Below are 16436 nucleotides of genomic sequence, written 5' to 3'. Positions count from 1 at the left end.
CATTTACTTAATTAATTCTACTGTTTTAAATAAAATATCTCGTCATTTCACTTGGACTATATTCTATTTGATACGCAGGAGATAATTCACGTTTCACTTCTTTCGTGATTCGCTCTCCTTCTTGATTAAACTTCCTTTCCATATCTACGCCATTTGGCAGTAAATCATCGGTCTCTTCGTCAAACCAGCGGCCATACTGTATCACCCAATTCCAAATCTTTGAGAAAAGGGTATCGCTTACTGGTACATCATCTCTTTCTAAATGACATTGACAATGCCCGCAATGAAAAGGTTCACCACCGTAATCTCCTTCAATTTTCACAAAGGGATGATCTACAAACTCTCGACAGCACACCCATTTTTTGAAGTGCTGACCGAACTCTGTCAGTTTAAACGAGTAATAACGCATGGAAGTTCGTTTTCCTTTCATGTCAAAAATCCCTTGATCAATTAATGTCTTCAGTCGATATTCAATAAAATCATCGCCGATATACTGATCTAAATGACCAATGACTTCTCCTATTAGACGTGGAGTGACGATGTACTCCTCTTCTGGCGCGGACTGATGAAGCCGCTTAGCCATTTTCACTAAATAAGCATCAAATTCATCTTCTGGTACGCTGATCATTTGTCCTTTTTGCCATATCCGCAGCGTATGATTTTCTTTAGCAAGTGAAAGCCATTCATTTTGTAATCTTTCTCTCTCTTCTTTTGTCACTGGGTGAATATGCTCTTTATTCTCATACAAAATTTTAAATTTTTCAGAAGCGATTTCTCCGGAATGTCGAAGGATCATTCTTCTTGTATTTGTATTGAACAGCTGATCAAATGCTGTCGTTATATTGATTACAGACAATTCAACCCTTTTTTCTTTTAATAAATAGACGGCATATCGCAAACCAATTTGCTCATGTGCATTACTGCCTGCCCAGATGAGAATACGACTGCCAGCTTTTATTTCTCTTATTTGCTGAAGCATTCTGTGCTGATCGTTAACCATGTCGTCAAAATAGCCAAATTCATTTGACATCACGTTACGCAGCCACTCTATACGGTTCGCTTGTCCTTTATGTTCGTGTAAATACAGAAGTGGTCCAATCGAATAAATATCATCAAAAGCGATGATATCATCTATTTGATCTTGCTTCATTTCACGTATTGCTTGTTTTAAACTACCCGCAGCTGCCGCCCCAAATATGATATGTATCATCATCCGTCTCCCTTTATCTTACAGTTTATTTCATCTTCACCTATTCACGGTTCTTACGTCAATTCTATTGAGTCAATTTCATTCAAAAGTATGACAATAAGATGATCAGGTATTTACAGAAGTAATAAAGCAGAACTAAAGAGATAAGAATTTTTATAAAAAAACCCTACGAAACTGGGCCAAGGAACTACCCGAAAGAAGTAGTTCCCACAATACAAAACTGAATTTGTGTGATTACTAGTGAATCGAACCATGTTACCTTCCTTGCCCCATCACCTTCAAACTCTTCTGCTGAGAGATTCGGTCAAATGCTACCATCAAGATGGTCATAAGTAAAGCGAGAAGAACCGTTCCAGCGCTGATCCAGCTCAAGTGCAGTATAGATGTCCTGCTCAATACAAGACCTCCTAAACCCGAGCCTAAAGCAAATCCGAATTGAATAAATGATGTATTGACACTTAATGCGATATCAGGAGATTTGGGTACAAGTGTGACGAGATACAGCTGCTGAGCTGGCGATGTGCTCCATGTAGCAATCATCCATATCATGATCACCGCCACCATGACCACGAGATTCCCTGTCACAAATGCAAGCAGCATCAGCATGATGATTTGTAGAATAATTCCGGAGAAAATCGTGAATGTTGGGCCTTTTTTATCTGCTGCAACCCCTCCAAGACTGGAGCCCAAAAAGCTGCATATTCCCGCTAGCAATAAAATGCCACTGATTTCTGTGATGCTAAGGTTTGCTGATTCTTGCAGGAATGGCGTTAAATAGGTAAATAAAGTGGAATATCCGCCTACATAAAAGAGTGTAACTGCCACTGCAAGCAAAATTCTCTTATCTTTTAATATCGATAATTGCATACCTAGCGTCACCGGTTCTTGTTCTTTCATAGAAGGGATGCGCCTATACACAACTATCAGCGGAATGAGCGTGATCAATCCAATGGCTGCAAATAATGCTTTCCATCCAATCATACTGCTTAGAAATGTCCCGATTGGCACACCTAAAACTAAGGAACTGCTTAATCCCATTAAGATGATGCCAATCGCTGTTCCTCTTTTTTCTCGTTCGACAAGACGAGTAGCCACAGCCATTGCCACCACAATAGCCGTTCCCCCACTAATTCCTTGTAAAACCCTAGTCATCAGCACCATTTCAAACGAATGGCTGACACTTGTGATGATATTACTTAAAGTAAAAATGATCAGCATCCATGATAATATTTTTCTGCGGTCGATATTGATGGTCAGTGCAATGACAATCGGCGCGCCGATTGCTGCTGAGAGCGCTAATGATGTGACCAATAAACCAGCAGCAGATGTCGTGACATGTAAATCATCTGCGACCATTTGAATAATGCCTGTAATGATATATTCGATCGTTCCAATTAAAAAGGCTGCTAAAGCAAGTAAATAGACAACGGCTTTATTTTTCATCGTGGCTTTTCTCCTTTGGACAATGTTTACGATTTGACTTCATTTTTTATAGGAATTTGAATTTCAATGAGTCTTCCTTCTTCATTTTCAGACAATGGGTAATAAATCTCTCTGCCCGGCTGATCTTCTTTCACGCGGTATCCGTTATGTTCGATCCATGTCGCTAGGTCAACACAAGCAGTTTGTGCAAATGGAGAATCTGAATGAAATAAGAGCGTCGCCATGGTTTCTTCAGCTGGTAACGTACGCATCGTGATACCCTGAGGCAGAGAGCCCCTTAACGCTTTCGTGGAATATCCCACCTCAAATTCGAACTCACTTTCTTTAGCAATTGATTCCCTCCACAGCACGATTTGCGGCTCCGAGTTCAAGTCTTGCGGATGTTTATGTAACAAATGATGAAACGTTTGAAAGAATGTTGGGATTTCGTCAACAGTTCCATGAGATTGAAAAGACATGATACGTTTGCTTTCAACCGATTTGATGATGACCTCCTGCGCTTTTTCAACACACCCCTCTCGTTTGATGAGGTGCATCCGCTCCTTAATACGCGCTAATTTCTGTTGTTCTCTCTCGATCAATTGCTGAATCTCACTCTCTTTCAAAAGAAACATGCCCTGAATCTGCTCGACAGAAATATCTTCACGAAGAAGCTGACCCATTTGCTTTAACGTAAAACCTAATTCCTTGTACAGAAAAATCCGATTGACCTCAAGCAGCTGTTCAGCTGAGTAATACCGGTATCCGGATTCTTGATCGATCTGCTTAGGCTTTAATAAATCTATTTGGTCATAATACCTTAAGGTTTTGACAGGGACCTTACTTAACATAGAAAAATCACCGATTTTAAACATCCTGCATCTCCTCCGTTTTGTTGATCTGATCAAAGTATAAACCTTTCAGTAAAGGGGAAAGTCAACAGGAGATTTTAAAATACAATTTATCGCATATAAAAAGCCCTATTTCAAATAGGGCTCTCGTTGTTTGATGAATTTTATTCGTCCTCCAAAATATGTTTAGCCGCTTCTAGTGCTGAAGCTGCTTTAGGCCATCCGATATAAAAACTAAGATGAGTGATGACTTCAATCAATTCGTTCTTCGTGACACCATTTTCTTTGGCAAGATGTAAATGGTATTCCAACTGATTCAAACTGCCCGTACTTACTAAGGCTGAGACTGTAATCAGACTGCGATCTCTAAGAGAGAGTTCCTCCCTCCTCCACAAATCTCCAAAGAGAACTTTTTCTGAATACTCAACAAATGCTGGGGCAAAATCTCCGAGAGTGAATTTTACAGTTGGCTTGATTGGCTGATGCATAGCTATTTCCCCTTTCATTCGTTCTGTTACTTGATCATCTGCGCAAGTCCTTCTCCAAAGGACCAATTCTCCACCCCTGTCTCAATCAGCATAATGAATACATTTTCTTTCGGGATATGAAGCTGGCAATACAACTGGTCAGCTATTTCCTTATATAAAGACTGCTTCTGCTCCTCGGTTCTTCCTGCACCACATGTAATTTGGATATATAAAAGACGATGATCTCTTTCATGACGAAGAAGATAATGGGGATCATAAAAAAATTCTTCTTTCTTATGTGAACTGAATACCTGAAAGTAGTCTTTTTTAGGAACTTGAAATTCTTTCATCAGCGCCTTCATGATCGTTTGGCTAACAGAAGCTAAGCTTTCTGTATCGTACGCATTTTCCATATAGCTGACTTTTACAAATGGCATGAATGTCATCTCCTTTTTTCTGTCTACATTCATTTTACATGCTAATACTTGTTTTATATAATTGAATAATATATAAAATTGTATTTATAAAACGAATGGAGATTATTAGAAATGGACTTAAAAGAGTTAAAAGCATTTCAAGCCATCATTCAGGAAGGGACATTCTCAAAAGCCGCTCAAAAATTGAATTATGCCCAGTCGACCATAACGAATCAGATCAAACGATTAGAGAAGGAGTTAGGATTTCAATTGTTTGTAAGAGGATGGGAGACTGAATTAACCCCTTCGGGACAATTGTTTTCCAAAGAGATTGATCAGCTGATACTCCATTGGCATTTTGTATTAGAACAATCACAAAAACTCCAAAAAGAAGAAATCGGAACCTTGAATATAGGCGTCATAGAACCAATTGCTGCTACTATTCTTCCTTCCGTCCTTCAAACATTCAGGAGGCAAAAACCGAATATCACATGCCACTTTATCATTGGTAATACAGACTTTCTTCACAAGCTTCTGCTCAAGGGAGAGCTCGATTTTGCCATTTCAGGGGAACCAGTGATGAATACACTTCCGTTTGAGGAGTTGTACAAGGAGGAAATGTCTTTTATTATCGCAAAACAGCAGGCAGATCAAGTTGGACCGATTTCATTGATCAAAGATCTTTATGAACAGCCTTTGATTATTGGCGGGGAAAGTTGTTTATATCACATAAAATTACAAAAGGAACTCTCAAGAATAAATGTGGAGCCGTTCACTTACACCATCAGCCAGATTTCAGCGATTCCATCATTTCTAAAAAAATTCCCCTCTGTCGGAGTTGTTCTTTCTTCTACTCTATTGTCAGACGAATTTGTGAAAGTTCCATTTGAAATGGAAGACCCTTTTATCCCAATAGGAATCTTAACTCATAAGGAACCCCATCTCTCTCTGGAAAACACCAAGCAGCTGCTGCTTGATCTATTTCGTCAAGAAGTGGAGCAATTCACATGCTCATAATCTCGTTTCAGAAATAAAAAACCTAGATGTCATACATCTAGGTTTTTCAATCTTTCAAGCCATTTTAAGATGGCTCCACTTTTAAAAGAGCCCAATATGGCACCATCGCAAAACCGCTCAGCACTCACCACTCCCATGATGAGGGCAAGTATACATTGCGCATTTAAATGTGAGAGGTCCACATTCTCGATATCGTTCAATCCACCTTCAATGCCATTTTCTTTGAGGATTTCTCTGTAGCGGATAAGCTCCATTTCTTGATGTTGTTCCGCAAAGATATAGACATCTTCGATAAAGCGTTGGACCGTTTCAGAATAATGGACAAAAGGCATCTGGATTGGGCGTTCAGCTGTTCCATCATTTTCTTGGTCGATCACCCATTCTCCGATATGGTCCTCGCGGAGCATCGGTATGTATTTTGTTAGACTATCAAATTGGCTCATCGTTATCCTCCTCTATTTTTAGAATGCTTTCAAGCCCGACAATAATAAAAGGAAACATATGATCAACTGAATCGTACGTTTTATTATTTTTCATCTTTTGTTTCGTGGTGGCATCTATTCAAAATTAGGCTGGAGCCTTCAAATATATCAAAGGCTCCATTTCCAACTAAACTGCTTTAGCTAAAATAATAAATCTGTGTTGTTTTGCGTCAAAATAACCCTTTTGTTCAATGATTTTATGAATGGTGTATAATTCATCCTTGAAATTACTTATTTCAAAACCTGGCACTTGCCAAGAAATTGCTTTCAGATAATACACCAATGCTCCGATATCATAAAATCTTTGAATAGGGAACTCTTCTGCACTTTTCAACACCTCAAAATGATTCTCCTGTATTTCGTTTAAAGCTTTCTTTAAGTTCCAATCAATAAAATCTTTATTTATTGGTACCCTTAGATTCTCATTAATCTCTATGCAATCGAGTCCACCGACTTGTTGAGTTAGAAAAATACCTTCTTTCGAGATAATTCTTCTCACCTCTTTAGATGAAAATGACTCATGTTGATTGATGATAAGATCAAACTTTCCAGTCTCAAACGGAAGATTTCCATCATTAGAAATTTGAACTACCTTCACTCCTAAGGGTGTTAATCGTTCTTTTGCGACAGGTACATTAGGCAAGTACCCTTCTGTAGCATAAACTGACGTTGGAAAAGGTCTTAATTTTGATAAAAACTCTCCACCACCTGTTCCCATGTCCAGCATTGATTTTGCATTTTGAACAAGAGAAGTAGCTATACTACCATATGACCATGAAAGCAGCTCACTTTTCATTCTTCCAGTTTCAGATATGAATGAGAAATCCCACCCAACAAAAGGTTCATCTGCTTGTTTTATAAATGAAGAAAACTGTTTGTCATTCATCATAATCCCTCCAATTATCATTTTGAGTTTAATGATTAAATATTTGGCGGGCCTCTTACGAATGTATAAAGTTGTTATATTTCATGTTCTTTCAGTCTCATATTGAATCACTCCCATTAAAAATACTTAAAATTATATTTAAAGAGCACCTTGCCGAAGACCTTGATTTTATATTCATCCAGCTGATAATTGAGTGAGACATGAGTTGTTTTGAGAATCGAGAGTACATGATGGGTGTCTCATTATAGAGGACTAAGTACAATAAGAACCCGAATAGGAAAAATAGATTGTTAGTTAAAGTAAAACCCCTCCTGTTGGAAGGGTTTTATCATTTAGATACTGCCTTTTCTATTGCTGGTTTCGTTTTTGGTCCATCATAGATTTCATTTCCTTTTTATTTAAGAGATAAAGACACCACGCACTCCACATGGGACGAGTTGATAGAATTGATGTTTTTACGAATTTTAACAAAATGGTCGTCTGCGGTAACAAATCGACTATTTTGTACGTCTACGGAAACAAGTCAAGACACTCATTTAGTTCTGGTTCAGAGTTAATTCACCTTCAATTATTTCTGTACTAAACTTGGAGGAGATTTCATATTTTATATATGGTGGAATTTCCTTAAACATAAGAACAGAAGGAAATGCCATTGTAGTATTATGTTTTAAATAATCAACATGAAATAAAACCACATCATTATTTTTATTTTCGAATGTTCTGTAACAGAATAGGTATTCAAACTCAGATAAAAACTCATCTTTATAATCTTCATATTCTTGTTCAATACTTCTTTGATTAAGTAATAAATGACTTGGGATGTTTAATGGATAGTTGGGATGCCCAGAATACTCATCCATTGTTTCAGTTTCTGCAATAGAAAAAATATAATCAATAAATTTAATATCAATTAATTCTTTTATAATATTTATTCCTGGCATGGGTAGATCTGAATAATTAATTAAATATTTTTTTGGGATTATAAATTTTATGTCAATATCCTCATCAAATGTTGTTCCATTATTAGATATTGCTAATTTCAAAAAATTAATCTTATCAATTTCTCCAAAATAAATTACATATTCATTATAAGTTCGGATATCCCAGTATAATTTTTTAATCTGTTTGAATCTTTCCTTTTCTGCTTCCGAACCTTCATATGTAGAACCACCAGTTCCAAAAGGAAACTGCAATGTTGATTTCTTTAAATTACCCAAATTCCAAAAGTCATCTTCAATAATAAGTTGGTTAGCTTTTATGAAATCTTTAATTACCTTTTTAAAATCCTCACTTATTGTAACATCCGTATAAAAACTTCCTTTTTTTATACTTTGAAGAAGTTCAGTATGCTTCGAATCTATTCCAGAACTTTCAACCTTTTTTAAGCTTTCTTCAGTATGAATGTCATTATCTTTCACTTTATCCTTTAATGGTAAACTAGTCGTTTTCAGTTCTACAATGTCATTAAATATTTTCTCTTTCTGCTCAACCATAAATATACTTTCTAACAAACTTGTTTTATGTACAGTATAAAACGCTTCTGAATAGTCCTCAGTATTTCTTATATTTAATTCTGGTTTTTCCTTATTATTAACTGCTACACTTTCACCCGAAATAATTGGAATAAAATGCATAGCTAAATGATTTGACAATTCTCTTTGTAATTCATGCTTGTCTTTTATAACAGCGTAAAGACCTTTCTCTTTATATTTATTCCTAAAATCTAATACCTTTTGATATTGTTCCATATCAATTTCTGAAGGATTAATTGGTAAGTCTAAAAAATATATAAATACTTGCTTATCGGAATTTAACATTATCTCTATTTCTTCCTCTGTTCCAGACCCATATTTATCTGTAGGTGTTCCAAAACGAGTCCAAAAAATTGCTATTGCTGCATCACAGTCATTAACAAATTGTTTGTTTAATAATTCCTGTGGTTTATCGCCCGACTGCGGATAACTATCCTTTGACCAATGTTTTATTACAAGAGTGATATTATTTAACTCTCCAAACATTCTATTAAAATTATCAATACTTTGATTTATCACTTCCAAATAATCCGCAACATCACCTGGACAAGATATCAGTACATCATATGCTGTAATCCCTGGTCTTGGCATTATCTTTTCACCCTCTATATTAATTATTTATTTCAAATCTTAACATTAATGTCTTATCAGCATTATTTAATAAATCATCAGGATGTTTTTCTGAATCACGAATCCAATTAGCCTTTTCCTTCGCCCACCTATACTCGTCTGAATCTTCTTCAATTTCAGCAGCAACATACTCCTGAACTAATTTAGAATAGAAATAATTCAATGAATTGTTTATGAGTTGCTGTGTTTTTGTGTATTCATTGTCTCGCTTTTCCTTCAAGATTAATCCTTCTTCTTCCTCTTTAAGCCTTTTCTTTTCTCTAATAAGATAAGCCGCTTCTTCTTCATCTATTTTTTCAGGCAAGGAAAATATATATACAAATACTTTTCTTAAAAGATCTTCTGTAGTCATTCTTTTTGTTTGATTAATATTTTTTTCACTTCTACCCCAACTATACCAAGATAACTTATATCCAACTTCTACATTTATTATTCCTTTAATTTCATATTCAAATGTATGATATGTAGAATATCTTTCATCTTCTGGTGATAGGTTAATTTTTCTACACGGTAACTTAAAGTTCAAAGTAACAGTATATTTATCTTTAAGTATAACTTCAGTTTCATCGTATTTAGGAATTATCCTGGCGCCCGTTTTCTCAAGGGCTTTAAATAGGCTATCTACAAAAGATAAAACTTCTGGAAATATTTTTCCAGATGCCGATTTAATTCTCAATTTATCCTCTCGATAGGATTGAGTTTTTTTACTATACTCAACTATTGCCTTGTGTGGTTTTGAAGATAGAGTTTTGTTTATTTTTAAATTATTATAAATATCTATTAAACTATCTTCATCTTGTTTAAAGTAAGAAAAATAACTTTTTTCTTGTTCTGATAATTTGCCGTGATTTGTTTTTAAGGGTGGTGGTTCTTGTTTTTCCTTTTGTTTTGTGGACTTAACAATCTTTTTTGGAGCTAATTTAACTTGTTGCTTTTTCGCTTTTTTAATTGTAATCACTACACTATCTTTCGCATTAGGTAATTCTGGCTGCGATGGCTTTTCATTTCCCATGTATACTTTACTCCAATAAGATTGAGTAGGTAGTGGAATATCATGATTAACACATGCCTTTTTCAACTTTTCATAAGGTATATCAAGTTTCTTAGCTGCCTTTGTCATTCCAACTGACCAAATTTCATCATATAAATCTTTCCTAGAAATTGATAACATAAACACTATCCTTTCCAGCTTCTTTTGTTAACATTCGTGTAGAGTATGTTTTCATGGGATTGGTATAGGACAATACTCCCATCTCCTTATATTACTTTCTACACAAACAAAACTGCATTATATTAATTAACGGACAATTTATTAAACTTTATTCTTATTATATCATTAATAGCGAATATTCTGCTTTAGTAGAAACCAAGCAGAATATTTATTCAAAAAAAATTCCAAGGTGTATATTCATATTCATACGCATAAGTCCCCAAGTCTTCCTCCATAGCTCTATATAAAAATTCAAAGTTAGAATGAGCGATAATACTCTCGTGAATAGGAGCGCCCCATGTATCCCATAAATCTGGTGAAATTACAATGGCATCTGTCCACCTGGGAAGATTATTATTTAAATAATTTTTCTTATCTTTATCTTTCAGACTATCAAATTGCTTTGCGAACTTTTCAAGTATTTTATGATTAGATTCCCAAGTCCAAAGAAGATATGATTCTTGATTACCTGGAAATATATTTAGATAAATATTCTTTAAAGGTCGGAAGGATTTTATATTGTTTATCATATTGCCTTTAATATCATGTTCAATTGTAAGCATAGTTGACACAGCAAACTTTATTTCATAAGGTATTGTCCATACATATGAAGATACTCTTTCATAATTTTCGTTCTGTAAATATCCATTGAACCTTTTCAATGTTGATTCATTTTCGAAATGTCCTAGTAAATGCATTGAATTATGAAGCATCAAATCATCCGAGAAATGAAACCCTTTATTCTTTAATGATTCCATGTTTAAAATAATATGATTAACTTGTTCTAGTTTTTTATGGAAACTCCAAGCAAGAGCTCTATATGTATATAAAAACAGCTGTTCAGCAGATTCATTAAATTCAAAATCCTCTATTGGTTGGAAAGTTATTTTATCATGAAAAGAGCAAAAACCTTTAAATGTAGTTGCTTGTTTCCTACCTTTAGTGTCTACGTCTTGGAATATCATATGCGACTCGCCATCCATTGTTTTTAGCATCCCATTAACTGCTAATTTATTTAAAATCCTGTTGTTTTGAATTGCATGAGAACGAACAATTTTCCCTGAACAGTTTTCACTTTCTGGATGCAAACAATGAGAAATACGTGCTTTTCTTTTGTTTTTTTCAACAGTATCAAATAGTGATTGTAATTTCATATCAAATTCTTCTTTTTTATTAAGGCAACATTTTTTATATTTCAAACCACTTCCACACTTACAAGGTTCATTTCTTACTTGTTTCACTTTAACAACCTCCGACTATATAAATGATTATATTTATTTTACTACAATCTAGTTATAAGATAACTAAAACACCTCCACAAATAAAAATTCATGAAGGTGGGAAGGGACTATTTCTAAAGATTTTATACTTCTGTTTCAATCTTAAGCCCCGACTTAAATTCAATTGTTAGTTCTCTTTCATAAATCGTTATCCTTTCAACCAACCGTTTTTCTTTTTATACCGCTTCAAATCGCTCTTTGAAATAACTGTTGAATGATTGTTTTCTAAGACATAATGTTCTTGATGTTCTCCCACATTGAGCAACCTATCAACACCGATACATCTTTTATCATCCATTCATCCTGTCAACTCCCATAGTCAAAATCTATTCTGTCAACTCAACCCCAAATTCTAGCATTTCCAACACCAATAACAAAAAGGGTTCCACCCGTTTATTCATTTAAAATAAACTTAGGCGAAACCCTATAAACCTTGCTATATCAATGTTTTTATTACTGATGTACTTATTTCCTAGACATTAATGCTACCACCTCGACATGCGCCGTATGCGGAAACATATCAACTGGCTGCATGTATTCGATTTTGTAGTCTTTTGACATGTATTCAAGGTCTTTTGCTAGGGTGGATGGGTTGCAAGAGACGTAGACAAAGCGTTTTGGTTTGACTTGTTTGACGGTGTCTAAGAAGGTGCGCTCGCAGCCGGTTCTTGGCGGGTCGACGACGATGACGTCAGGGCGGAAGCCTTCTTTGACCCATTTTGGCAGCCAATGTTCAGCTGTTCCTGTTACATAGGTCGCGTTTTTCATGCCGTGTTTTTTGGCATTTTTCTTGGCATCATCAATCGATTCTTTGATGACATCCATTCCTCGTACTTCTTTGGCGCCATCTGAGAGCCACATCCCAATGGTCCCAACACCGCAATACGCATCGACAACCTTTTCTTTGCCTGTCAGTTTGGCCGCTTTTTTCGCTTCATCGTAAAGCTTTAGCGTTTGCTTCGGATTCAATTGGAAGAAAGCACGTGCACTCAATTCAAACGAGACGTCTCCTAAAAATTCTTGAATGACCATATTGCCAGCTAGATGAGATGTTTTATGGCCGAAGATGACCGACGTTTTTTCACCATTAATATTGTGCATGATAGACGTCACTTCTGGCAGACGTTTTTGAATGGCTTCGGCTATTTCTTTTTTCTTTGGAAATTCAGGTTTTGATGTGACAAGAACGACTTGTACTTCCCCTGTTTCAAAGCCGACACGCACGACAATCGAGCGTACGTCGCCTTTTCTTGTCCGTTCATTGTAGACAGATACGCCGAATTTCTCTAAAATTTTGCGGACAACGCCTGTTGTTTTGTTCGTTTTTGGATGCTGCACGATACATTCCTTGATCGGTACAAGCTTATGGGAATTTAGTCCATAAAGTCCTGCAATGATGTCTCCGCTGTGAGAACGTCCTACTTGGAACTGACTTTTGTTTCGATAATGCCACGGATCTTCCATGCCGATCGTTGGCCGAATATCAAGCTTTTCAACCGATAGCTTTGTATGTCGCTCCATTGATTGAATGACAATATCACGCTTTTCATTTAGCTGCTGCTCATACGCCAAATGCTGCAGCTGACAGCCGCCGCACTCTTCGTATACTGGGCATGGCGGTTTGACTCGATGCTCGGAGCGCTTTCGCACTTTCCTCACTGTACCTTCTGCATATTTTGCTTGGACATTCGTTGCCTCAACCACCACTTCCTCACCTGGAAGCGCACCTGGGACAAAGACCACTTGCTTTTTAAAATAACCGACCCCTTCACCATTAATGCCAAGGCGTTTAATGGTAAGCGGGAACTGCTGTCCCTTTTGCAAAAGGGCACCTTGCTGTTTTTCTTTCACTTTATTCTCTCCGTTCTATTTGAACCCTTAATAGGTTGTCTTCATTTTATTCCATCTCATTAGTATATCACGTCTTAGACAAAGAGAGAAAATTCCTTTCCGTTATTTATCTGTCTCAATGCTTCTCCATAAATATAAAGAAGCGTAGCTTAAATATGGGGTCCATTCCTTGCTTAGCGCTGCCATTTCATCTTTTGTCGGTTTTACAGGCAGGTCAAAGTGACGTTTGATTGCGTTTTGAATGCCGATATCTGCCATCGGAAAAAGATTTGGTCTTCCAAGCCCATTCATGAGCACATTTTGAACCGTCCAAGGTCCAATCCCTCTAATCGGAAGCAATCGCTCTTCCACCTCCAAATCAGATAAATCGTGTAATTCCTCTAAACAAAGTGAGCCGCTCACAATTCGTTTCGATACATCGATGACATATTCTGCTTTTCGCTGACTAAATTGAAGCTTTCTCAAATCATCTGTTTCAAGAGAGGCAATGGTTTCTGGTAAAGGATCAAACCATACACCTTCTATTTGCTCGCCGTACGTATGGACAAATCGTTTCGTGAGCTCGTAAGCAAACGAAAGATTAAGCTGCTGATGAATGATGCATTTCATTAAACAATGATATAAATGGAAATCAAGCATGAGCGGCGTTCCGATATGCTGCTCAAAAATGGGCGCTAGATTGGTTTGAGAAAAATGGTCTTGAATCATGTGTAATTGATGCTCCATGCCAAATATCCGTTTCACCTCAGAAAGAACGGGTTCCTCTGGACCGTTTGATCGCACCCGAAACATAGGCGCATCCTTTGTTCCAGTAGCTTGAACGATGACCACGTACGGTTTTTGCTCTAATCTGATCGGTACTTTGATTTCTCTTTGACTCAAATCGACTGCTTTTAATGGATCACTTGATAAGCGTCTAAGCACTTGATCGAAATGATACGGCGGTTCTACCGCCAGCTGTTTTTCCCACATACATGTCCTCTTCCTTTCTGCAAACATACGCAGATGTGATTGTTTCATTTTGCATGAATGATTCTCTAGATTGAATACTTTTAAACATAAAGAGTACAAGAATTTATCAGTTATATCTTCCTTATTTGTGGTCATTCTCCTTTTGGATAGATGAAAGTTTTTAGTCGAATTCAGCTAAAATTCGACAGCATCCTGCAACATTTTAGGCTCATTTTCCTTAAATTAGAAATAGAACCTCTGGGTGATATCTTCCATTCTAAAAATATTTGTATAATTATGACATATCAAGGAGGTGAACAAAGAAATTAGCGGATTAGGCAATCATTTGTTTTATCTTGCAGGAACATATTTACCTCATTGATGACCGGCTTCACTTAGTTTCACATTTTACAAAAAAGAAGACCCAAAATTTTAAAACAAAGGAGATCCGACCAATGAAAAAAACAATTCTTTCTGTTGCTCTTGCCACTGCTGTTTCTTCGACACTGCCAGTATTCGCTGACGCTGCTGAGCCAAAAACTTCAGCACCTGTTTCTACTACATTACAGCAAACCGTTTTAAACAAAGCTGCTGAAGGTAAAGCATCTACAACTGCAGGAAACGTTAATATTAACTTTGACGTACTTGGTATTGCGAATGCATTAATCAATGCTGCAAATGCTAACACAAACCGTGAAGGCTTTGTGAAAGGATTAATGGAGTCTGCTTTCTATGCTGCTGGCGCAAAATACAATGTCATGGTATTTAACTTAAGCCAAGGTTATGAGACTCGTTTCAACGGCGTCAAAACGTTTGCTACTGTGAAATACGGAAGTATTACGTACGGAGTCTGGGTATTCGAAAATGGATCTTTCACAAACAAAGGTGACGGCGGCTACATCAACTGGGCATTTAGAGGCTGGTTCGACCGTAATGGTGGTTTCGTCAACTTCCGTCGTCCTTAATTCTCGGTTTTATCCATCAATCATACACGCACATTGAACCGATCTCAAAAATGAGATCGGCTTTTTTTATGAAGAAAACGTATAAGTTCACCGGCGCTGCTTCATGATATAATGCAAGTCTGGAGGGGTGCACATGCTGAGAAAACTTGCAGTGACAAAAAACGGCGACTTGATTGAACATGCAACATTGCAGCAGCTTTCAAGCCCCGATATCGCCTGGTATTGGATTGATTTTCATGCGCCAACGGAAAAGGAAGCAGCGCTTTTAAAGGAATATTTTCATTTCCATCCGCTTGCGATCGAAGATTGTTTTCATTATTTACAACGGCCCAAGCTTGATTTTTATGAAGGGTATTTGTTTTTTGTGCTGCATGCCCTTAATCAAAAAACGCTTCGTTCTGAGGAAGTCGATCTGTTTGTTGGTGAAAACTATATCGTGACCTTTCATTTGAAAGAAGCGCCGTACGTTGAACGTGTGATTCGAAAGCTCAAAGGGTCTGATAAAGCGAGAAACAGCGGACCTGAGCATATTGCCTACATGCTGATTGATCAGCTTGTTGATGATTATTTCCCTATTATTTATCAAATTGAAGACAGGCTGAATGAAATTGAGGATGAAGAAGGGCATAAAACGTATGGCACGTTGATGAACGAAGTATTTGGGATTCGCTCAGATTTACTCAAACTGCGAAGAACGATTATCCCGATGAGGGACCTTTTATATCGTATTGTGAACACAAACATGATGAAAAGCGATACAAACCGCCAAGCGTATTTTAATGATATTTATGATCATCTATTAAAACTAACCGAAATTGTTGAGTCAAACCGTGATATGACAGCCGATTTACGAGACAGCTATCAGACGCTGAATTCCAACCGGATGAATGCGATTATGATGACATTGACCATTGTGTCGACCATTTTTATTCCACTGACCTTTATTGTTGGGGTGTACGGAATGAACTTTGACAACATGCCTGAATTACACTGGAAATACGGCTATTTTGGCGTGCTGATTTTCATGGGTCTCCTCGTCTCAGGGATGCTTTTGTGGTTTAAACATAAAGGGTGGTTCAGGATTTTTAAATAGTACCCTCTTTTGTTTCATCGTAAAATAATCAAAAAGCCTTCAGATCTGGGACTGACCCCATAAAGTGAGACAAATAAAAACACCTTTAAATTGAAAAATCGGGTATAGCATATCTGAAAACAATTTGGAGGTGTTTTTTGTATGGGAAAAAGAGTTAGTTATCCGATTAGTGT

At 36.7% G+C, this 16436-nt stretch carries 16 protein-coding genes; 3 read left to right on the top strand and 13 right to left on the bottom strand.

All coding sequences use genetic code 11. The features are described from left to right. Nucleotides 1-25: 25 nt before the first annotated feature. The 5 genes from AAZR19_RS17630 to AAZR19_RS17610 all read right to left on the bottom strand — a co-directional run bounded on the left by AAZR19_RS17630 (nucleotide 26) and on the right by AAZR19_RS17610 (nucleotide 4387). On the bottom strand, nucleotides 26-1210 hold the full coding sequence (locus AAZR19_RS17630) for a DUF1835 domain-containing protein (protein ID WP_434703875.1): 1185 nt from the start codon (nucleotides 1208-1210) through the stop codon (nucleotides 26-28). A 255-nt stretch (nucleotides 1211-1465) separates the two neighbouring features. Then, on the bottom strand, nucleotides 1466-2653 hold the full coding sequence (locus tag AAZR19_RS17625; protein ID WP_423059677.1) for an MFS transporter: 1188 nt from the start codon (nucleotides 2651-2653) through the stop codon (nucleotides 1466-1468). Nucleotides 2654-2679: 26 nt separating this feature from the next. Next, nucleotides 2680-3507, bottom strand: a complete 828-nt coding sequence (locus AAZR19_RS17620; protein ID WP_423059678.1) for a MerR family transcriptional regulator — start codon at nucleotides 3505-3507, stop codon at nucleotides 2680-2682. A gap of 140 nt (nucleotides 3508-3647) precedes the next feature. Then, nucleotides 3648-3971 (bottom strand): carboxymuconolactone decarboxylase family protein, encoded by a 324-nt coding sequence (locus tag AAZR19_RS17615; protein ID WP_025093497.1) that lies wholly within the window; start codon nucleotides 3969-3971, stop codon nucleotides 3648-3650. 26 nt (nucleotides 3972-3997) lie between these two features. Further along, complete coding sequence (locus AAZR19_RS17610) at nucleotides 3998-4387, bottom strand: tautomerase family protein (protein ID WP_025093498.1); 390 nt, start codon at nucleotides 4385-4387, stop codon at nucleotides 3998-4000. Between the two features lie 111 nt (nucleotides 4388-4498). Between AAZR19_RS17610 and AAZR19_RS17605 the strand changes: the two genes are divergently transcribed. Further along, nucleotides 4499-5383, top strand: coding sequence for a LysR family transcriptional regulator (locus AAZR19_RS17605; RefSeq protein ID WP_434703872.1), 885 nt, complete (start codon nucleotides 4499-4501; stop codon nucleotides 5381-5383). A 29-nt stretch (nucleotides 5384-5412) separates the two neighbouring features. Here AAZR19_RS17605 and AAZR19_RS17600 read toward each other — a convergent pair whose 3' ends face one another. The 8 genes from AAZR19_RS17600 to AAZR19_RS17565 all read right to left on the bottom strand — a co-directional run bounded on the left by AAZR19_RS17600 (nucleotide 5413) and on the right by AAZR19_RS17565 (nucleotide 14226). Next, a complete protein-coding gene (locus AAZR19_RS17600; RefSeq protein WP_423059680.1) occupies nucleotides 5413-5826 on the bottom strand; it encodes a DUF6508 domain-containing protein in 414 nt (137 codons plus the stop codon). Nucleotides 5827-5992: 166 nt separating this feature from the next. Beyond that, nucleotides 5993-6754, bottom strand: coding sequence for a methyltransferase domain-containing protein (locus AAZR19_RS17595; RefSeq protein WP_423059681.1), 762 nt, complete (start codon nucleotides 6752-6754; stop codon nucleotides 5993-5995). 533 nt (nucleotides 6755-7287) lie between these two features. Then, nucleotides 7288-8874, bottom strand: a complete 1587-nt coding sequence (locus AAZR19_RS17590; protein WP_423059682.1) for a hypothetical protein — start codon at nucleotides 8872-8874, stop codon at nucleotides 7288-7290. A 19-nt stretch (nucleotides 8875-8893) separates the two neighbouring features. Continuing rightward, the gene (locus tag AAZR19_RS17585) at nucleotides 8894-10084 is read right to left on the bottom strand and encodes a hypothetical protein (RefSeq protein WP_423059683.1); all 1191 of its coding nucleotides are present in this window, start codon (nucleotides 10082-10084) and stop codon (nucleotides 8894-8896) included. A 212-nt stretch (nucleotides 10085-10296) separates the two neighbouring features. Then, nucleotides 10297-11364: an SEC-C domain-containing protein gene (locus AAZR19_RS17580; RefSeq protein ID WP_423059684.1), complete on the bottom strand. Its 1068-nt coding sequence runs from the start codon at nucleotides 11362-11364 to the stop codon at nucleotides 10297-10299. Between the two features lie 187 nt (nucleotides 11365-11551). Continuing rightward, a complete protein-coding gene (locus tag AAZR19_RS17575) occupies nucleotides 11552-11701 on the bottom strand; it encodes a hypothetical protein (protein WP_423059685.1) in 150 nt (49 codons plus the stop codon). A gap of 167 nt (nucleotides 11702-11868) precedes the next feature. Next, nucleotides 11869-13254: a 23S rRNA (uracil(1939)-C(5))-methyltransferase RlmD gene (rlmD, locus tag AAZR19_RS17570; protein WP_434703869.1), complete on the bottom strand. Its 1386-nt coding sequence runs from the start codon at nucleotides 13252-13254 to the stop codon at nucleotides 11869-11871. Between the two features lie 102 nt (nucleotides 13255-13356). Then, the gene (locus tag AAZR19_RS17565) at nucleotides 13357-14226 is read right to left on the bottom strand and encodes a DNA-3-methyladenine glycosylase family protein (RefSeq protein ID WP_041106324.1); all 870 of its coding nucleotides are present in this window, start codon (nucleotides 14224-14226) and stop codon (nucleotides 13357-13359) included. A gap of 434 nt (nucleotides 14227-14660) precedes the next feature. On the opposite strand from AAZR19_RS17565, the gene AAZR19_RS17560 reads away from it, so the two are divergent. After that, nucleotides 14661-15170, top strand: coding sequence for a hypothetical protein (locus tag AAZR19_RS17560; protein ID WP_024425256.1), 510 nt, complete (start codon nucleotides 14661-14663; stop codon nucleotides 15168-15170). Nucleotides 15171-15303: 133 nt separating this feature from the next. Then, nucleotides 15304-16263 (top strand): magnesium/cobalt transporter CorA, encoded by a 960-nt coding sequence (gene corA / locus AAZR19_RS17555; protein ID WP_025093503.1) that lies wholly within the window; start codon nucleotides 15304-15306, stop codon nucleotides 16261-16263. Nucleotides 16264-16436 lie beyond the last annotated feature (173 nt).

The sequence above is a fragment of the Bacillus sp. Je.9.29.b genome, assembly GCF_051129925.1.
GTDB classification, from domain to species: Bacteria; Bacillota; Bacilli; order Bacillales; family Bacillaceae; genus Bacillus; species Bacillus safensis.
This window is presented reverse-complemented; position numbering and strand designations above follow the sequence as displayed.

Excerpts from the sequence above, each read along its gene's own strand:
- AAZR19_RS17630 (WP_434703875.1), bottom strand. The coding sequence starts at position 1,210 with ATGATACATATCATATTTGGGGCGGCAGCTGCGGGTAGTTTAAAACAA.
- AAZR19_RS17625 (WP_423059677.1), bottom strand. The coding sequence starts at position 2,653 with ATGAAAAATAAAGCCGTTGTCTATTTACTTGCTTTAGCAGCCTTTTTA.
- AAZR19_RS17620 (WP_423059678.1), bottom strand. The coding sequence starts at position 3,507 with ATGTTTAAAATCGGTGATTTTTCTATGTTAAGTAAGGTCCCTGTCAAA.
- AAZR19_RS17615 (WP_025093497.1), bottom strand. The coding sequence starts at position 3,971 with ATGCATCAGCCAATCAAGCCAACTGTAAAATTCACTCTCGGAGATTTT.
- AAZR19_RS17610 (WP_025093498.1), bottom strand. The coding sequence starts at position 4,387 with ATGCCATTTGTAAAAGTCAGCTATATGGAAAATGCGTACGATACAGAA.
- AAZR19_RS17605 (WP_434703872.1), top strand. The coding sequence starts at position 4,499 with ATGGACTTAAAAGAGTTAAAAGCATTTCAAGCCATCATTCAGGAAGGG.
- AAZR19_RS17600 (WP_423059680.1), bottom strand. The coding sequence starts at position 5,826 with ATGAGCCAATTTGATAGTCTAACAAAATACATACCGATGCTCCGCGAG.
- AAZR19_RS17595 (WP_423059681.1), bottom strand. The coding sequence starts at position 6,754 with ATGATGAATGACAAACAGTTTTCTTCATTTATAAAACAAGCAGATGAA.
- AAZR19_RS17590 (WP_423059682.1), bottom strand. The coding sequence starts at position 8,874 with ATGCCAAGACCAGGGATTACAGCATATGATGTACTGATATCTTGTCCA.
- AAZR19_RS17585 (WP_423059683.1), bottom strand. The coding sequence starts at position 10,084 with ATGTTATCAATTTCTAGGAAAGATTTATATGATGAAATTTGGTCAGTT.
- AAZR19_RS17575 (WP_423059685.1), bottom strand. The coding sequence starts at position 11,701 with ATGGATGATAAAAGATGTATCGGTGTTGATAGGTTGCTCAATGTGGGA.
- AAZR19_RS17565 (WP_041106324.1), bottom strand. The coding sequence starts at position 14,226 with ATGTGGGAAAAACAGCTGGCGGTAGAACCGCCGTATCATTTCGATCAA.
- AAZR19_RS17560 (WP_024425256.1), top strand. The coding sequence starts at position 14,661 with ATGAAAAAAACAATTCTTTCTGTTGCTCTTGCCACTGCTGTTTCTTCG.
- corA (WP_025093503.1), top strand. The coding sequence starts at position 15,304 with ATGCTGAGAAAACTTGCAGTGACAAAAAACGGCGACTTGATTGAACAT.